At 45.3% G+C, this 17,461-nt stretch carries 12 protein-coding genes; 7 read left to right on the forward strand and 5 right to left on the reverse strand.

What is annotated here, in order from left to right; all coding sequences use genetic code 11:
• Positions 1–4 precede the first annotated feature (4 nt).
• The 6 genes from gcvPA (at position 5) to N4A56_RS14275 (ending at position 6,965) form a co-directional block, all read left to right on the forward strand.
• On the forward strand, positions 5–1,339 hold the full coding sequence (gene gcvPA / locus N4A56_RS14250) for an aminomethyl-transferring glycine dehydrogenase subunit GcvPA (protein ID WP_295548348.1): 1,335 nt from the start codon (positions 5–7) through the stop codon (positions 1,337–1,339).
• Positions 1,339–2,787 carry an aminomethyl-transferring glycine dehydrogenase subunit GcvPB gene (gene gcvPB, locus N4A56_RS14255; RefSeq protein WP_293668018.1) on the forward strand — a complete coding sequence of 483 codons (1,449 nt, stop codon included), beginning with the start codon at positions 1,339–1,341 and terminating at the stop codon, positions 2,785–2,787. The genes gcvPA and gcvPB overlap by 1 nt, the downstream gene beginning before the upstream one ends.
• The gene (locus N4A56_RS14260) at positions 2,777–4,138 is read left to right on the forward strand and encodes an NAD(P)/FAD-dependent oxidoreductase (RefSeq protein WP_295548350.1); all 1,362 of its coding nucleotides are present in this window, start codon (positions 2,777–2,779) and stop codon (positions 4,136–4,138) included. Before gcvPB ends, N4A56_RS14260 begins: the two co-directional genes overlap by 11 nt.
• Positions 4,139–4,363: 225 nt before the next feature.
• Positions 4,364–4,900, forward strand: coding sequence for an N-acetyltransferase (locus tag N4A56_RS14265; RefSeq protein ID WP_295548352.1), 537 nt, complete (start codon positions 4,364–4,366; stop codon positions 4,898–4,900).
• A 495-nt stretch (positions 4,901–5,395) separates the two neighbouring features.
• Complete coding sequence (locus N4A56_RS14270; RefSeq protein ID WP_293668023.1) at positions 5,396–6,409, forward strand: OmpA family protein; 1,014 nt, start codon at positions 5,396–5,398, stop codon at positions 6,407–6,409.
• Positions 6,410–6,554: 145 nt separating this feature from the next.
• Positions 6,555–6,965, forward strand: a complete 411-nt coding sequence (locus N4A56_RS14275) for a hypothetical protein (protein WP_293668025.1) — start codon at positions 6,555–6,557, stop codon at positions 6,963–6,965.
• 172 nt (positions 6,966–7,137) lie between these two features.
• On the opposite strand, the gene N4A56_RS14280 is transcribed toward N4A56_RS14275, so the two are convergent.
• The 3 genes from N4A56_RS14280 to N4A56_RS14290 all read right to left on the reverse strand — a co-directional run bounded on the left by N4A56_RS14280 (position 7,138) and on the right by N4A56_RS14290 (position 13,812).
• A complete protein-coding gene (locus tag N4A56_RS14280; protein ID WP_295548354.1) occupies positions 7,138–8,739 on the reverse strand; it encodes a sigma-54 dependent transcriptional regulator in 1,602 nt (533 codons plus the stop codon).
• A complete protein-coding gene (locus N4A56_RS14285) occupies positions 8,729–10,429 on the reverse strand; it encodes an ATP-binding protein (protein ID WP_293668028.1) in 1,701 nt (566 codons plus the stop codon). The genes N4A56_RS14280 and N4A56_RS14285 overlap by 11 nt, the downstream gene beginning before the upstream one ends.
• Before the next feature lie 248 nt (positions 10,430–10,677).
• Positions 10,678–13,812: an AsmA-like C-terminal region-containing protein gene (locus tag N4A56_RS14290; RefSeq protein WP_295548358.1), complete on the reverse strand. Its 3,135-nt coding sequence runs from the start codon at positions 13,810–13,812 to the stop codon at positions 10,678–10,680.
• A 266-nt stretch (positions 13,813–14,078) separates the two neighbouring features.
• Here N4A56_RS14290 and N4A56_RS14295 point away from each other — a divergent pair, with 266 nt between their 5' ends.
• The gene (locus N4A56_RS14295; RefSeq protein ID WP_295548361.1) at positions 14,079–15,038 is read left to right on the forward strand and encodes a D-2-hydroxyacid dehydrogenase; all 960 of its coding nucleotides are present in this window, start codon (positions 14,079–14,081) and stop codon (positions 15,036–15,038) included.
• 170 nt (positions 15,039–15,208) lie between these two features.
• On the opposite strand, the gene thiC is transcribed toward N4A56_RS14295, so the two are convergent.
• Both thiC and N4A56_RS14305 read right to left on the reverse strand, forming a co-directional pair.
• Entirely contained in the window at positions 15,209–16,498 is a 1,290-nt protein-coding gene (gene thiC, locus N4A56_RS14300; RefSeq protein ID WP_293668033.1) for a phosphomethylpyrimidine synthase ThiC, read from the reverse strand.
• 140 nt (positions 16,499–16,638) lie between these two features.
• A complete protein-coding gene (locus N4A56_RS14305) occupies positions 16,639–17,109 on the reverse strand; it encodes a hypothetical protein (RefSeq protein ID WP_293668035.1) in 471 nt (156 codons plus the stop codon).
• Positions 17,110–17,461: the final 352 nt, after the last annotated feature.

The following is a 17,461-nucleotide window of genomic DNA, read 5'->3' on the forward strand; positions in this document are numbered from 1 at the left end:
CGTTATGCCGTTTACTCCGCATACAGCTGAAGAAGTGCAAGCAATGCTTGACGTTATCGGTGTAAGAACCATTGAAGATCTGTTTGCAGACATCCCTGCGGACATGCGTCCTAAAAGCTTTGACCTGCCTCAAGGCTTAAGCGAAATGGAAACATGTGCTTACCTTGAACAGCTTGCAGGTAAAAACAATACTGATCTTGTAAGCTTCTTGGGTGCCGGATTCTACAATCACTATATTCCTAAAGCCATCGACAACCTTGTTGGTCGTGGCGAATTCTACACTGCGTACACTCCATACCAACCTGAATCCTCACAGGGAACGCTTCAGGCTATTTTCGAATTCCAGACTGCAATCTGCCGTCTCCTCGAAATGGATGTAGCTAACGCCTCTGTCTACGATGGTGGAACCGCTATCTTTGAGGCTATGATGATGGCAGTTCGTGCTGGTCGAAAGCGTAAAAAAATCGTAATTGATGAGTCTATCAGCCCGATTTACCGCGAGATGCTGGACACTTACACAAACAACATCGACGTAGACGTTGTTGTGGTACCGCATACAGAGGGTTTGTCCAATGTAGAAGCGCTTAAAGCAGCTATTGACGGTGACTGTGCGGGCGTTGTTGTTCAGAACCCTAACTTCTTCGGCAACGTTCAGGACTTTACAGAATTATTCGAGCATGCCCACGCTAACAAAGCATTAGGCATCATCTCTGTGTACCCTGTCATGCAGTCTGTCATGAAAACTCCTGGAGAAATGGGAGCAGACATTGCCGTTGCAGAAGCCCAGAGCCTTGGTCAGCCACTTTCATTCGGTGGACCTTACCTTGGCGTCATGTCCTGTTCAAAAAAAATGATCCGCCAGATTCCGGGACGCATTGTTGGACGCACAGAAGACATCGACGGCAAAACAGGCTACGTGCTCACGCTTCAAGCTCGTGAACAGCATATCCGACGCGCAAAAGCCACATCAAACATTTGTTCCAACCAAGCCCTGTGCGCTCTTCGTGCCCTTATTCATATGTCATTACTTGGTCCTGAAGGGCTTATACGCACTGCTGAATTAAGCATGGAGCGTGCTCATTACCTTGCAGACCGCCTGACAATGATCGAAGGGGTAGAACTGCTTAACGGTGCGCCATTCGGTAACGAATTCGCTATCCGTCTGCCTATCAAAGCTGAAGAAGCTATTGAGGCACTTATGGACAAAGGCTTTGTAACCGGCTTCCCTGTTGGTCGTTATTACGAAGACATGGACGACGTTCTCCTTGTTGCCTGTACCGAGCTGCATTCATTCGAACAGATTGGTGTATTCACCGAGCTGTTGGGAGGTATTCTCTAATGAAAACCATTTTTTCCCAATCCGTTCCCGGTCGTTCCGCATGTCTGCCGCCAATGCCGGAAGAACGTGCAGAACGTTTTCTTCCTAAAGAGCTTATGCGTGCCAAGCGTCCGGCGTTGCCGGAAGTAAGTGAGCTTGACGTTGTTCGCCATTTCACCAAATTAAGTACGTTTAACTACGGTGTAGATTCTAACTTTTACCCGCTCGGCTCCTGCACAATGAAATACAATCCGAAATTTACGGAGTATGTTGCAGCATTGCCGGGTTACACCACCCCTCACCCTGCTCTTGCACAGCTTCCTAAAGGCTCCCAGTACACACAGGGTTCCTTGGAAGTTATGTACGAGACAGAAAAAATGCTTTGTGAACTTACTGGCATGGATGCTTTTACATCCCAGCCAATGGCAGGTGCTAATGGCGAGCTGACAGGCGCGCTCATTATTGCCGCATACCACAAAGACAAGGGTAACAAAAAAACAAAAATCATATGCCCGGATGCAGCGCACGGTACGAACCCTGCTTCTGCTGTTCTTGCTGGATACGAAGTTATCAACATTGAATCCAAAGACGGCATGGTTGACCCTGAAGCATTAGAAGCAGTCCTCGACGAGGATGTAGCAGCGGTTATGATGACATGTCCGAACACACTCGGACTGTTTGAAAACCACCTGCCTACCATTGTAGAAAAACTGCGCAAAGTTGATGCACTTCTCTACTACGATGGCGCTAACTTTAACGCTATCATGGGTAAAATGCGCATCGGCGATGTAGGGTTTGACGTAGTACACCTTAATGTCCACAAAACACTCGCTACTCCGCATGGCGGCGGTGGTCCGGGTGCAGGCCCTGTTGGTGTATGTGCGCGTCTGGAACCATACCTGCCGAACCATCGTCCAGCTAAAGCAGCGGACGGCACTTTCTATTTAGATACTGACAATCCTAAATCTATCGGACACATGTCACCGTTCTACGGCAGTTTTGCAGTAATGCTCAAAGCATTTGCCTACATGCTCCGTCTCGGTGGAGAAGGTCTGACCAGAGCGACTGAGCTTGCAGTACTGAACGCAAACTACATGCGTAAGCGTCTGGAAGAACACCTGCACATTCCATACAACCGCATTTGTATGCATGAATTTGTTGCATCTGCCTGCAATCAGCAATCAGAATGCGGCGTACGCGCTCTTGATATCGCAAAAGCTCTGCTCGAAAAAGGACACCACGCACCTACTATCTACTTCCCACTGATCGTAAAAGAGTGCATGATGTTTGAACCGACAGAAACAGAAAGTAAAGAAACTCTCGATATCTTCCTTGATGATCTTATTGAGATTCTTGAAACTTCTAAAACAGATCCTCAATCTCTCTTTGATGCCCCTCACAACACTCCTGTACGTCGGCTTGACGAAACAAAAGCAGCTCGTGAAATGGTGTTAGTAGATGAAATATGATCTAATTATAGTTGGTTCCGGACCCGGTGGACTTAAAGCAGCTACCCGTGCTGCGTCTTCCGGTCTGAAAACCGCACTCATAGAAAAAGCCGACATTGGTGGAACATGCCTCAACTGGGGTTGTATTCCTACCAAGATGTATCTTGGCGCTACGGCTGCCAATCCGCTACTGCATACGCAGATAAAAGCAAAGTCTGCCTCAGGAAGCATTGATTTCAATCTGCCTAATATTGTGCAGAAGAAAGACCGCTTCATAAAAGGCACTCGCTCTGCCGCAGAAAAGCAATTGGTCAATCTCGGCGTTGATATAATCAAAGGTGTTGGAGCGTTTAGTAGTCCGAAAGCTATTACTGTTACAACCGATGATGGTACAACAGAAGTTACTTTCGAAAAGCTAATCATTGCCACAGGCTCTATGCCTGCTGCATTTCCAGGGTTAGAGCCTGATGGAGATTGTGTTCTCAACTCCACCCATGCGCTTATGCTTACGGAAGCACCTGAGTCTATGATCGTTGTGGGTGCAGGAGCAATCGGGCTTGAAATGGGCGATTTCTTCAGCCGTCTTGGTGCAAAAATCACCATTGTTGAAGCGCTACCTAACCTTGTACCAACCGAAGATCCTGACGTTGGTGATGCGTTCCGCAAAATTCTCAAACGAGAAAAGTGGGGAGTTCGCACCGGTGAAAAAGTACAGAGCGTCAAAACTGTTGACGGTAAAGCTGTGCTCACGTTTGAATCCGGTGAAACTCTTACAGCGGATAAAGCCCTTATGGCTGCTGGTCGTCAACCTGCATCCAAAGAGCTTAACGCTGACGCAGCAGGTATTGAATGCGTGGGCGCAGGTTGGATTACAACCAACGACTATTTGCTCGCAGCAGAGAACATTTACGCCATCGGAGACGTAAACGGACGCACACTGCTTGCACATGCAGCCGACCACCAAGCTTGCTATGCTGTCGATCATGCTGCTGGTAAAATTACTACAGCATACGACTCTGGTCCAATGCCTGCTTGCTTCTACGGACATACAGAAGTAATGCGCGTAGGTCCAAACACCGCTGACCTGCAAAAAGCAGGGCATAAGGTAGAAACCTCTACCGCAATGCTTGTTGCAAACCCAATAGCACAGTCTTACGGTACCACTCAGGGGTTCGTAAAAGTACTATGGGTCGACAACAAAGTGCATGGTATCGTAGCAATTGGTCACGGGGTTTCTCACCTCGTAACAGCAGCAGCCATCATTGTTAAGCAACAGTGGGCACCAGAAGATGTACATTCCATCATATGGGCACACCCAACGCTTGATGAAGCGCTGGAAATGGCGCTAGTTGCTCCACGTAACCCTGCATAATCTTAGATCACACAAAAGACCGCCTCACAGAGGCGGTCTTTTTTTGACTTCACGTTTCCACTCTAGTTAAAACGTACTAATTTTTTTCCATCCACTCACCCACGCTTTGTACTTAAAATCGAATCACTACCCCTGCTCCCTCTATATTCCTATAACTTCATCTGTTACAACAAGTTGCCACAATCATAGCGGTAACAATCATTAGCGCAAATAAGGAGTTCTTTGATGAACATCACAATACGAGAAACACAGCACAGCGACCTTACCGAAATTATGCGTGTTGAAGAGGAAGCATTTGGCTCCAAAATAGAAGCAGAGCTAGTACAAAATTTATTAAATGACCAAACAGCAGAGCCACGCCTTTCATTATTAGCTTTTGATGGCGAAAACGCTGTAGGGCACATCTTGTTTACAGCCATTACGATTGGGGAATCGACCGTAAAAGCATCAATTCTAGCGCCTCTGGCTGTTACACCTGAAGCTCAAAAGCAAGGAATCGGCGGTAAGCTTATTAAGGCTGGGTTAGCGCAGCTGAAAGCACAAGGCGTGAGCATTGTTTTAGTATTAGGGCATCCAGAGTATTACACTCGATACGGCTTTTCCCCTGTGTACCCTCACCCTATTAATGCACCATATCCTATTCCTGAAGAACACAGGGATGCATGGATGATGCATGTACTTGATGACACCGACCTGAGCAGCATAGCAGGAACAGTCACTGTTTCTGACGAGTTAGGCAAACCTGAATACTGGCAAGAATAGTAAAAAGTCACTCGTAAAACACACATGCCTCTTTTCAAAATACTCTGAAAGAGGCATGTTCAGCAGATTTTTTCCCGTCCCACTCCCTACAAAATACCGCCTTGCAGAACATCTAGAGGATATTACGGATATACTCCGTCTACAGTACAAAAGCAGTAATTTGTCTTTGTATTACAATACGTCAAATTCTAGATCACATCACTACTCTATCTACATGTAATAATTCTCGAAAAAAACGCAAAAAACACTTACAGAAATATAATACTCTTTAACTATGCAATATTTGTATGAATATAGACTGTAGAAATGGAAAAATCCGCATCAAATCATCGTTTTTTACATCATGTTACTTTTGTTAATTGAATTATTCTTATGAAAATAAGCACATAGTTTCATAAACATCCTTGTCGCGCTCCTCTGGTTGCCATATATTACATCTTGACCACGCATAATTTGACCTAAACCAGAAAACTATACTAGCCGGAGGGGACCAGTATGACGATTAAGAGAACATTGCTTATCGCGCTTTCTCTTGTGTTGTTTGCGACATCCGTAGTCCAGGCGCAAGAGTACATCCTTCAACCTAAAGTTGCCAGTTTCAACTTCCTTATTGACGACTCTGGCTCCATGATGATGCACGAAGCGCAAACAGGAGTTAAAAAGATCGTCCTTGCAAAACGAGTAATGCAGATGATCAACCAAGCGATGCCACCATTTGGTTGTATGATGGCAGCAGCGCAAACTTTTACTCCTTTCCAGCCAATTGTCGGCTACGGACCTTATGATCCTGCAGTAATGGCAAAAGCTATTAACTCCATTACTACAGATAAAGAGATCCGCGCACGCTGGACAAGAATTGGTGAAGCATTCCAACTGCTCACACCAATGGCAACTCAGATGGCGCCTAAGAGTGCTGTAGTTATCGCAACTGACGGTGTTAACAACATGGGTCCAGACCCAATTGAATCCCTGATGGGCTTCTACAATGCTAACCCGCAGACCTGCGTACACTTCATCTCTTTTGCTGACACTGCGGAAGGAAGCAGAACAATTATGGAGATGTTCAACCTCAACACTTGCTCAGTAATGGCAGACGGTAAAGCACTGCTTAACGACCCTGTTGCATTCAACGAGTTCATGGTTGACGTATTCTACACTCCTACTGAAGTTGTTGACGAAGTCATGGTAATTGACAACGTGCTCTTCAAGTTCGATTCCTCTAAAATTCTTCCTGCAGCACGTCCTATCTTAGATGAAGCAGCACGCCTCATTATGTGCGGTCAGACTTGCACCACTGTTATCGGCCACACCGATTCCATTGGTACACCAGAATACAACATGGGTCTGTCACTCCGCCGTGCAGCCTCCGTACGCAACTACCTCATTAAGAAAGGCGTACCGGCTGACCGTATCAAAGTGATCGGTAAAGGCGAATTCGACCCTGAATTCTCAAACGATACAGCAGAAGGACGCAGACACAACCGTCGCGTAAACATCCTGCTTAACTAGTACATAAAACAAGTGCCCGGCAGCTCAGGCTGTCGGGCATTTCTGTGCGTCTAACTTAAAATGGCAACACCCTCAGCAGTTGGCCCCTGTAAATTACCAACATCAGCTACATTCGGTTTTGTCACCTAATCTTCAGGAGATTTTCATGAAAAAGATTCTGGTTTTGTTCGTTATTGCGTGTGTTACATGTTTACTCAGCACTCCATCCAGCGCTATCACTCAGGAAGAATTAGAAAGCACATTACGCGTTCACGCAGCAAATAATCTCGACAGCATGTGCAAACAGATGCCGAACTGCGGTGGTAAAGTTGAAACAGAAAAGAAAACAAACGGTCAGTGGGCTCGCTCCTACTGCGACTTGAGAAAAGACACCATTCAAGTTGCTGTGCATCAAGTTAAAGAAACAGGAGCGTATGTCGGCGTTATCAAATACGTTAAAGTAAAATATGAGGCTGTCGGCGATTCAAAAGAATCTGCAATGCAACAGCCTTTCCGCGTGGTTCAACGAAACCGCATTACTAAAATTCGTCAATATAAGAACGGACACTGGGAATAGAGAATAGCCACGCATCGAAGCGACATGACACTGATCGCGCCCTCTGTCGACTGAGACCTGGCACCAACGCTTTTCGATGCTTCTCTTCCCACCCTATTACACACTAAAAAAGACCTGATACATTTCGTATCAGGTCTTTTTTATAACTTTTTTTGACAATCCAAAAATATCTTTAGCTTCGCTTGGTCAACCCATACTTACGCAATTTGTACTGGAGCGTACGGCGACTGATACCAAGTGCATCAGCTGTGCGCTCCCTGTGTCCACCATTAGCATTCAATGCTTCAATCAATGCCTGACGTTCAGCGTCATCCAAGGTTTTCGGGCGGGAAATAGTACGATTTCCGACACCAGCCTGTGGCGGCATAGGTGCTCCCTGCCTGCTATATCCTTGCTGCATGCCATAATTTGATTGACTATTGTACCCGCTCTGCCCACCAAAATCTGTACGGTTAAAGTCAGTAGGTGCAGAATAATTATTTTGTCCGGTGGAATAATCAACTCCAGACGGAGCAGTAAAACTTTGCGCAGAATACGATGATCCCGCTGCCATTGATTCTGCCTGACCATATTGCGGTTGCTGAACAGGTTCAGGCGGAGCCGTAAGTAACGGCGGCAACGATTCTACATTAAGAATTTCCGAACGGGACAAAATAAGTGCACGCTCCAGCACATTCTCAAGCTCACGAACGTTACCCGGCCACGGATGCATGGTAAGCTTCTGCATAAAATCAGGGCTGACACCTCGCACGCTCTTACGGTTTTTCCGTCCCAGTTTGTCGAGGAGCCTGCTGACAAGCAGTGGAAGATCCTCAAGACGCTCACGCAGAGGAGGTGAGATGATTTCGAGAACATTAAGGCGGAAATATAAGTCTTCTCTAAACTCGCCTCTTGCCACAGATTCCCGTAAATTACGGTTTGTCGCAGCAATAATACGTACATCCACTTCAACAGGCTTTACCGCACCAAGCGGTTCAACCACACGTTCCTGCAAGGCACGCAACAATTTTGCCTGAAGTTCAATCGGCATTTCACCGACCTCATCAAGAAATAATGTTCCACCTTTTGCAAGCTGGAAGCGCCCAGGCTTATCCTTTACCGCTCCCGTAAAAGCACCACGAACATAGCCGAACAATTCACTTTCCAGCAAATTGCCCGGTAACGCAGCGCAGTTGACCTTTACCATTGGAAACGCCGCACGGTTGCTCCGCTCGTGCAAGGCTTCTGCAATAAGCTCTTTCCCTGTACCGGATTCACCCATTACAAGCACGGTTGCTTCTGTAGGGCCTACCTGACGGATAAGCTCAAGCATATCCTGCATAGCAGCGCAGCCACCGATGATTTTTTCTGATGGATCATTCCCAATAAATTTTTTGCGTAAATTATCGTTTTCAGCCAGCAGCCTGCCATGTGTGTAGGCTTTTTCAAGCACAGCAATAAGTTCATCATTATCAGCAGGCTTACTCAGGTAATCAAATGCACCGCGCTTCATAGCTTCTACCGCCGACCCTACAGTTCCAAAAGCGGTAAGCATAATAACAGGAAGATTAGGATATTTTTCCTGAATTATTGCCAGAGTCTCACTACCGTCAATACCAGTCATTCGCATATCTAAGAGAACAACATTCACATTGTGGGATGCAAGATGCTCAATACCAGCTTCACCGGAGCTTGCCTCCGCAACGCTCCATCCAGCATCTTCCACAACAGCGCGCACCATCATTCGCAGCGCCGGTTCATCATCAATAACTAACAATTGCTTATTATATGACATACTGTTCCTCATCTTCCACGTCGGGGAAAAAGAGTGCAATGGTGCAACCGCGTCCGGCATTTGATTCAATTAATGCCTTACCTTCGTGCTCCATCATTGTTTTATGTACCAGCGCAAGCCCAAGACCAGTGCCTTTTGACTTCGTGGTGAAAAACGGCTCAAACGCCTGATCTATCTGCTGCTTTTTCATACCTGGACCATTGTCCCGAACAAAAATCCATACACCGTCTTCACCATATGCAGACGCAATATGAATATGCTTGCTCTCAATGTCCGAGGCATCCAGCGCATCCAGACTATTTAACATTAAATTAATAAGTGTCTGCTTCAATAAATCAGCATCCGCCTGCACATACGGAGATTCTAGGCTTACCTCAAACTGTACGTTTTTGCCTTCCAAATCGAACCGCAGCAAGTTGCTGATACCTTCAGCAAGTTCGATAAGATCAACTTCTTCTTTTTGCACAGCACGAGGGCGAGAAAGATACAACAAATCAGTGATAACTCGGTTCAGCCTGTCAGCTTCCGTAATCATTGTTTGCGCGTACGTTTCATCCGGTTCGCTGCCTTTAAATTTTTTCGCAAAATATTGAGCAAACCCACGCAGCGCACTCAGTGGATTTCGAATTTCATGCGCCATGCCCGCTGCAATTGTACCCAGCGCAGCCATTTTTTCGGCATCTTGTAGACTTTTTTCCAACTCACGGAATCGTGTTCGATCACGAACAAGTACAAGGCGCGACCCTGCTTCTTTATGTTCTTTAAGTGGTACAGAAAGAATCTCCAGATGCGTTCCCTGAACAGTGACCTGCTCCCAGTTAGCATTGGAATCTTCCGGCAAATTTTTGAAGCAGTTGGCTAAATCTTCCGGCAACGCGGAAACAGATAATCCGGCGAGTCCGCTACCTTTTGCTTTAAACACATCATGTGCCGCAGGGTTTGCTGCTCTAATTACGTTATCTGGACTGACAATTAGAAGTCCGTCCGGCAGATTATCCAGCAAGCGAGCCTGAAAACGCTCAAGCTGCAACGCTTTGCCAGCAAGCTCGCGTCGTTTAAGCAGAGCCATAGCAAGCGCCCATGTAAAAATCGCAGCTACGAGAATATAAGCAGCCTGAAACAAAGCGTTTTGCTTAAACCCTTTGTACACTGCAAAGTGCTTGGTCATATCCAGACCAACTACAAGAAATGTATTTTTAGAAGGCACATCAGGCTCAAGCGAATGTACATCTAACCCTTTGCTATGCTTTGCATAAACATACACACGGTGTTTTCCGAATTTAGCAATCCCATTCCATGTGCCAGTCTGCACCATTGTCGGAATTGCTTGTTGTGGAAAAAGGATACTATTTGCTGCTCCGCCTTCAAGCGATGAAAGGATTTGTCCGCCTTTTTCATCAAGCAGACCTACAAACATTACTTCTCCGCTTTTTTGAAGCTCGCGGAAGAACTTAGCAGTGCTTGGCAAACCAGCTACTTGCCCATTTTGTGTCAAGATACCAGTGCGCAACGAAATATCAACAGATTGGAGCACAGAACGCGCTGTAAGCTGAAGGTGCTGTAACCGCGCCTCTTCCTGCTGCCGTAATGTTTGTCCTGTTGAAACAATGAGCGAAAGCCCGATGGTAATCAATGTTACAATCGCAATAATAATCGTGCTTCGCTCTTTACTTAAATCAGCAATTTCCATGTAAATCCTAATCTCGTCAAAATAGAAGGGAACTGGAGCAATACACTTGCGCCCGAGCATCTGCTACGCATTTATGAAAAAGTCATGCCAAAGTGACTTTTTTTGCACAAGTGCAGTCATCCCTGCAAGTTATTACACATTTCGTATAATAAAAAAGGTCTTCAACCATAACGGTTGAAGACCAATGTGCATTTTATATCACATTTGCACAAGTTTTTTGTGCAATCAACTGCACAACAAACTTGCACTTAACGCAAAGAAGGCAATAAATCCACAGCCCTGAACGGAATCAAAAGCGCATCTTTGAGTATTGAGAACACACCACCACCAATTTTACCAAAGGTACGTGGAACAACACTCAAGCCATCCACTGTAATCTGAGGGTTATCCCAACTTCCGGTAATCGTGACAGGTACAGTAGGAATACGTGCATAGGTAACACTCACCTTGTAGTCAATATTTCGATTCGGCAGATCAATTTTTCCACCGCCGCGCATATCAACAAATGGAGAAGTTACAGCAAAATTATTGCTACTCATAATCCCCTGTCGGATATTTCCATCGCTGACAGCAGATCTGAATGTTGTTTTATCAATTTCACCTTGTCTGTTTTTACTAAAGCCAAAGAAACCGTCTCTGATAGCTACACCCCATATTCCATCAAGATTAGCTAGAATATCATGGCTGGAGCCAAGGTTTCCGCGAACTTCCAAATACCCTGTTGCTGTACCGCCAAGATAATCCTGTCCAGCTGCTCCTTTAGACGCAAGAGCAAGGTCTACACCATTAATGTTCGCTACAAGGCGACTTTCCAGCCTGTTTTTCAAGACACCTGAAAACTCGCCGGAGAACGTTCCTCTATACATTTGCGCTTCCAGCGGACCTATCTGAACTTGTCCACCGCTAATCGTCACTGGCGTAACAAGCCGCTGCAATTCAATAGGCTCAAAGCGCAAGTTATTGACTTTAAGACTTCCTTTAACATCAACGTCTCTCAGCCATGCAAGATCCCAAGGTTTTTTATTAAAAATTTTAGCGCGATAATTAATGTTATCAGGTGGGAAATAGCGTTTGAGCATAACATCACCGAGTGCAACATCTGCTCGCACTGTCGGTATGTCATTGTTCAGATTGACTAAAAGAGATCCTTGGAGCGTAGAATTATCTATCGTTCCGACAACATTATACAAAGCATAGCGCCCGTCACGAAAATCAAACTCACCGCGCAACGTTGCCCGACCAAAGACTGTAGGGTCGCGCGGCTGCCAGCGTAGTAAATTCATGATACGCAGTGTCGGGCGTAAATCGATGCCGGTTCCGACGAATCTTCCTCGAAATTCCGGTGCACTAACAAATTTTTTGACATCTCCGCTAACAGAGACGCGCTGATTTTGAAACGCAAACACACCATCGCGAATAGATACGTCTTCCGTTTCCAGATTATACGTTGCCTTACTTACTAGCCGTGCAGAAAGAGGTATTACCTGCGCCCGTGAAGTTACATTACCGTACCAAGTTGTATCCAAATCAATGTCAGTACCACGAACAGGCAGCACCCGTTCTGCGCTCATGATAATTGGACCTTTTACTCTGGTAAGGTACGAGTCGTCGCCACTTTTTGTTTCAAAAAATACGGACAAATCCCAATTGTACGGTAAGTCGTTTCCTGCTTCATCTGGCTTTTTGCTCAGGCTATTTCCTGACAAATCAATTTTAAGCTGCTTAAAAAAGTTTTGTTTAGAAACCATGTTGCCGTCAGCATCTTTTTTCGGAAGAGATTTGACATAGCCATTAGTAAAAATGGCGTTAATCTTTCCTCCAAGCCCTGCGACCAATCCATACACAGTACGAGCCTTAGCACGCACATCAACTGTGCCATCCGCAACACCGGAAATAATGGAGTCCCCTGCTAAAATCCGGCTTATATCTTGTGTCTGCACCTTGTTAAAAGTAGCCTGTAGCCGCAAATCATCTGCAATGGTCAAAAGCGCATCCACACTTCCGCCATACGCATTACCTATTTTATATGATGTTAAGGTATCCTCATTGGGAGCAGGCCAACAACGGAAGGCAAGACCACCTATGGTAAAGCCATGTGCAGTCGCTTCTTTTGCACCTATACGAATATCGTATCCAACAGAAAGCTCGGCAAGAGACTGTTCATCTTTTTTTGTTGTATCATCTGAGTCAAGTCGAAAGACAGGTGGCGCATCATTCGCCGGTTTCGGCAATACCTTTGGCGGGTTCACTCCTATCTCAGGAAAGATTTTATTTACATCAACACGGTCACCTGACGCATCGATAAAAATTACAGGCTTCGCAAAATCCTTTACGCCCCCAACACCCGCAAGCGGCATGCCCAACACAGTGGCTGTCAGCTTATCAGACCAGATATGATCTTTTGTAACTTCCAAAGAAAGTTTTCCGTCAATATTATCGAGAGCATGGTTCAAGCTCGTAGGTAAATTTTCTGTAAACCCGAACCAATATGGAAGGCTAAACCCTTTGACTTCAGCGTTGCCTACCAGCTTCCAATTTTCATTCGTCATATCTGACAAGTCACCAGAGAACGTCAGACGACCAGCGGCAACAGACGCCTTCAGCTCTTCCAAAATAAGCTTACTGGCGGGCAAATCCAAGGCCACTTTCGTTTGTATTGACGTAGGAATAGTACGCCCTTCCAGCTCGATGTCCCCTTGCCAATCTACCGTACCGAGAAAGTTCTCAGCCATAAGTGTTGCAGTAGTAAAATCGCTCTCGCCTACAACCTTAAGCTGCCCCTTTGCAGGCAAAAAATTGCTTTCAACTGAACAAGAGAGATCAAACGCAGTCTTTGAAGAAAGGTCTACGTTTAGGAAAATATTCGAAGCAGATACAAACTCTCTACCGTTCGGAGTGGTTCGCTCAAACACGACCTTGCCACGTTGGATGGCAATACCTTGCAAATCGAAGCCGCCAGCGATTTTTCCTAGATCAAATTGCGTATCAACATTCGCAACTTCATCTTTTTTCCCGCTTGCCAAAAGGTCTTCAGAAAGAATAAGTTCTATATCTTGAAGTGTTACATGGTCGATAAACACCTTGCCGGAAAACAGCATTGGTATATCCACGCTGGATTGGATACCACCGACCGCTAGAAACTTCTTCTGCGTAACCGGATCAATCACCTGTACACCTGAGGCATCAATTGCCAATGGCACAATAGATAACTCAAGATCGCCTGTAATCTTCCATTCGTATCCGGTAGCATCAGTTAATCTGCGTTCAATAAGTTCCGGAAAATTGGAAGACTGTATATACCATCCTGCATACGTTAACACACCGCCGATACACACGGTAATAAAAAGAAAAAAATAAAGTACGATACGTGTTGCTGGACGCACTATAGACCTCAAAAAATTTATGGTTCAAGACTATTCAATGTGACACTCTACTATACGCAGTCAATAAAGCAAATACGTCTTGTAAAAACAGCAAAAGAAATACCTTTGCCAAATACTATAGCTAACTCACTGTAAAGCTGCTATTTACACTCTACAGTTTTCAAAAACAACTGTACCATTGCAGTTAACCACGGTGCTATTCACCATAAATAATAATCGTCCCTGCTTATGCAACAGGGGATGCTTATCTACTGGAGTAACGTATTATGAAAGCAGTCATTCTTGATGGTCAAACACTTAATCCGGGTGATAATCCGTGGACTCCAATCGAACGCATTCTTCCTGTCACACTTCACGAAAAAACTGTTAATGAAGACATTATTGACCGCAGTAAAGATGCTGAAATCTTGCTTACAAATAAAACGCCGCTGACGCGAGAAACTCTTTTACAGCTGCCAAAACTTAAATATATCGGAGTGCTTGCCACAGGTTATGATGTTGTTGACATTGATGCTGCCGCTGAATTGGGTATTGTAGTGACCAACACGCCGGGCTATGCCAATAACGCTGTGCCTGAGCATGTATTCGCTCTTATTTTTGAATGCTATCGACAGATAGGCTTACACTCCAAACAGGTAAAACATGGCGAATGGGGACAAAATGGTCAATTCTGCTTCTGGAATACTCCTCAACGGGAATTAGGCGGAAAAACAATCGGAATAATCGGATTCGGTAATACTGGTAACAATGTTGCCCGTATTGCAAATGGGTTCGGTATGAATATTCTCGCCTACGCGCCCCGACCTAAGCCACTACCCAAGTACAGTAACTTCAACTATGCGGAACTAAGTGATGTTCTCGCTCAATCAGACATCGTCACCTTGCATTGCCCTCTCACAGAAGACACAAAGCATATCATCAACGAAGCGTCTTTGAAAATAATGAAGCAGGATGCAATCATCATTAACACTGCAAGAGGTCCACTTTTAGAAGAGCAAGCTGTTGCAGATGCTCTCATTCAAGGCAAACTAGGCGGACTGGCAGTAGATGTGGTGAGTCAAGAACCGATAGCAAGCGACCACCCTTTCCTCAGCACACCAAACACCTTCATCACCCCACACCTTGCGTGGGCAACAATTGAAGCACGTATGGCGCTTATGCAAATTGCTGCGGATAATATTAAAGCTTTCCTTGCTGGAACGCCACACAATGTTGTTACTAGCTAACATGATAAAACATTACATTTTTCACCGAGCATATATACCCGGCAAAGATAGTACGTCTTTGACATTGCATCACTAAATAAAACGACTGCTTCCGAGAAAAGCGTACAGATATTACCTGCAAAAAAAGACCTGATATACATTGTATATCAGGTCTTTTACAATCGGCGCGATTAGTTAGAACACTGTGGATCTTCTTCGATCATCTTGTAAGCGCAGAACTTGCCGCACATGGCGCATTCGCGTTTATCTTTATGTTCTTCTCTACGCTTTTCAACCATCTCAGGATCAAGAGCAAGCCTTTTCATGCCGTCCCAATCGAGAGCTTTACGTGCCTTAGAAATATCAAGTTCACGTTCTACAGCTGCTGGTCTACCCATGCAAGCTTCAGCAGCCTGAGCTGCAATACGGGATGCCATTACACCGGCATGAACATCTTCAATGCTCGGCAGGGTAAGGTGTTCCGCAGGAGTCAGGTAGCAAAGGAAGTCAACACCAGCTTTAACAGCAAGCGCACCACCGATAGCACCAGCAATGTGGTCGTAGCCAGGGCTGCTGTCGATTACAAGCGGTCCAAGCACGTACAACGGTGCACCGTGGGTAAGCTTTTTAATGCTGACAATCTGGGCTTCCACTTCGCTTAATGGAACGTGTCCCGGACCTTCAATCATGCACTGAACGCCAGCTTCGAGACCGCGTTTTGCCAACTGACCAAGTACCATAACTTCTTCCCACTGTGCTGCGTCACCTGCATCAGTGCCAGCACCAGGACGAAGACCGTCGCCGAGGGAAAGCGTTACGTTGTACTTACGTGCAATTTCAAGAATACGGTCGTATCCGGTAAGAAGTGGGTTTTCTTTACCGTTTTTAAGCATCCAGCGCGCAAGAATGGAGCCGCCACGGGAAACAATGCCCATAACACGGCTACCATTTGTAGCAAACTCAGCACCACGCATAGTCAAACCGCAATGAACGGTCATGTAGTCTACGCCCTGCTTTGCCTGCTTTTCAATTTCTTCAAACAATTCTTCCGGCTTAATGTCCGCAGGGTCACGGTCAGAATCAAGATACTGCTGTGCAACAGCATACATTGGCACTGTGCCCAATGGGAGCTTAGTGGAAGAAATCATTTTTGTTCTGATTGCATCAAGATCACCACCGATGGATAAATCCATCACAGTATCTGCACCGGCGTTAATGGCAGTTTGCAGCTTAACCATTTCGCAACGGAAATCGTTTTTCAACGGTGAAGTACCGATATTGGCGTTAACTTTTACAGACGCAGGTTGACCGACCAGCGTCGGAAGAACATCAGGGTGTTCAGGGTTACCAAGCAGCACCATGGTGCCATTCTCGATTCCCTGCTTGATTACATCAGCTTCCAGCCGCTCTTTTTTTACCAACTCATCAATATGTGCTTCAAACAACCCGGCAAGCGCCGTGTTCTGTGTCAAAATAGACATGTTATTCACTTCCTAATGGGTACGAAGAAAGAGGTGTGGAACAAACAACAACGGTTGGCATTACAAACGAATGTTGCATAATAAGCAAGTGGCACAGACAATTTTTATGTAAAATTTTTTCCTGAGCCGCTCAATACGCATTATCCCCCTATAACTTTTCGATAATTATCACGATATCTTTTCATATCCTGCGAAGAAATCTGATTAAAGAGAACAAGCACCTCTGCAACACCCATAGAGCTAATGTTTTTCTTTCTGTACTCTTCAGCTTTTGTAACGTGCTCCTGCGTAATGTACCCTTGCGCTAAAAGGTACTCCACAAAAGTCATATACTTATAGCGTTCTTTTTCAAGATTACGCTCAGTTTCAGCTTGCCTGCTCTCCGCTAAGGAGCGTTCCAGCAGCATATACTCCTTTGTGTACTCAGCAATCTCTTCATTCAAAGACCCTATCTCCGACTCATAGGACTCTTTTCGCATCACCATTCCATTGTTCTCTGTTTCCAGTCTGGCAAGTACGTCACGCATTTCATTGTATTTTTTAAGTAAGGTCAGGAGAATAAGAATTAAAGTAATGCTGCACGCAAGAATAATAAAATACATTGATTCCATACTAAATGGCTCCGTTCAAAATAACACGTATGTGTCTATAACGATACATTTCGGCTATGCCATCGCATCGTCCCCCGAAACACCGCGAATAAAGTTGTAACACAAGGCAGGCACACACAGCAGCGCAATGTGCTGTTATTTACGAGTAAATATGCGTTACTGATAGCGGCAATGACAGTCTCCTGCAACACCGAAAACACAGGATACCATCTACCCTGAACTTTATCGGAGATTTTTCAGGTATCTTGAGTGCATCAGTCAACTTTATTTATGCCGAAAAACAGCAAAAGTACTTTTTGCCAGCATGTATACTTTTATGTATGAAACACCCACCTAACACAAATTCACCATG

The sequence above is a fragment of the Halodesulfovibrio sp. genome, assembly GCF_025210605.1.
GTDB lineage: Bacteria > Desulfobacterota > Desulfovibrionia > Desulfovibrionales > Desulfovibrionaceae > Halodesulfovibrio.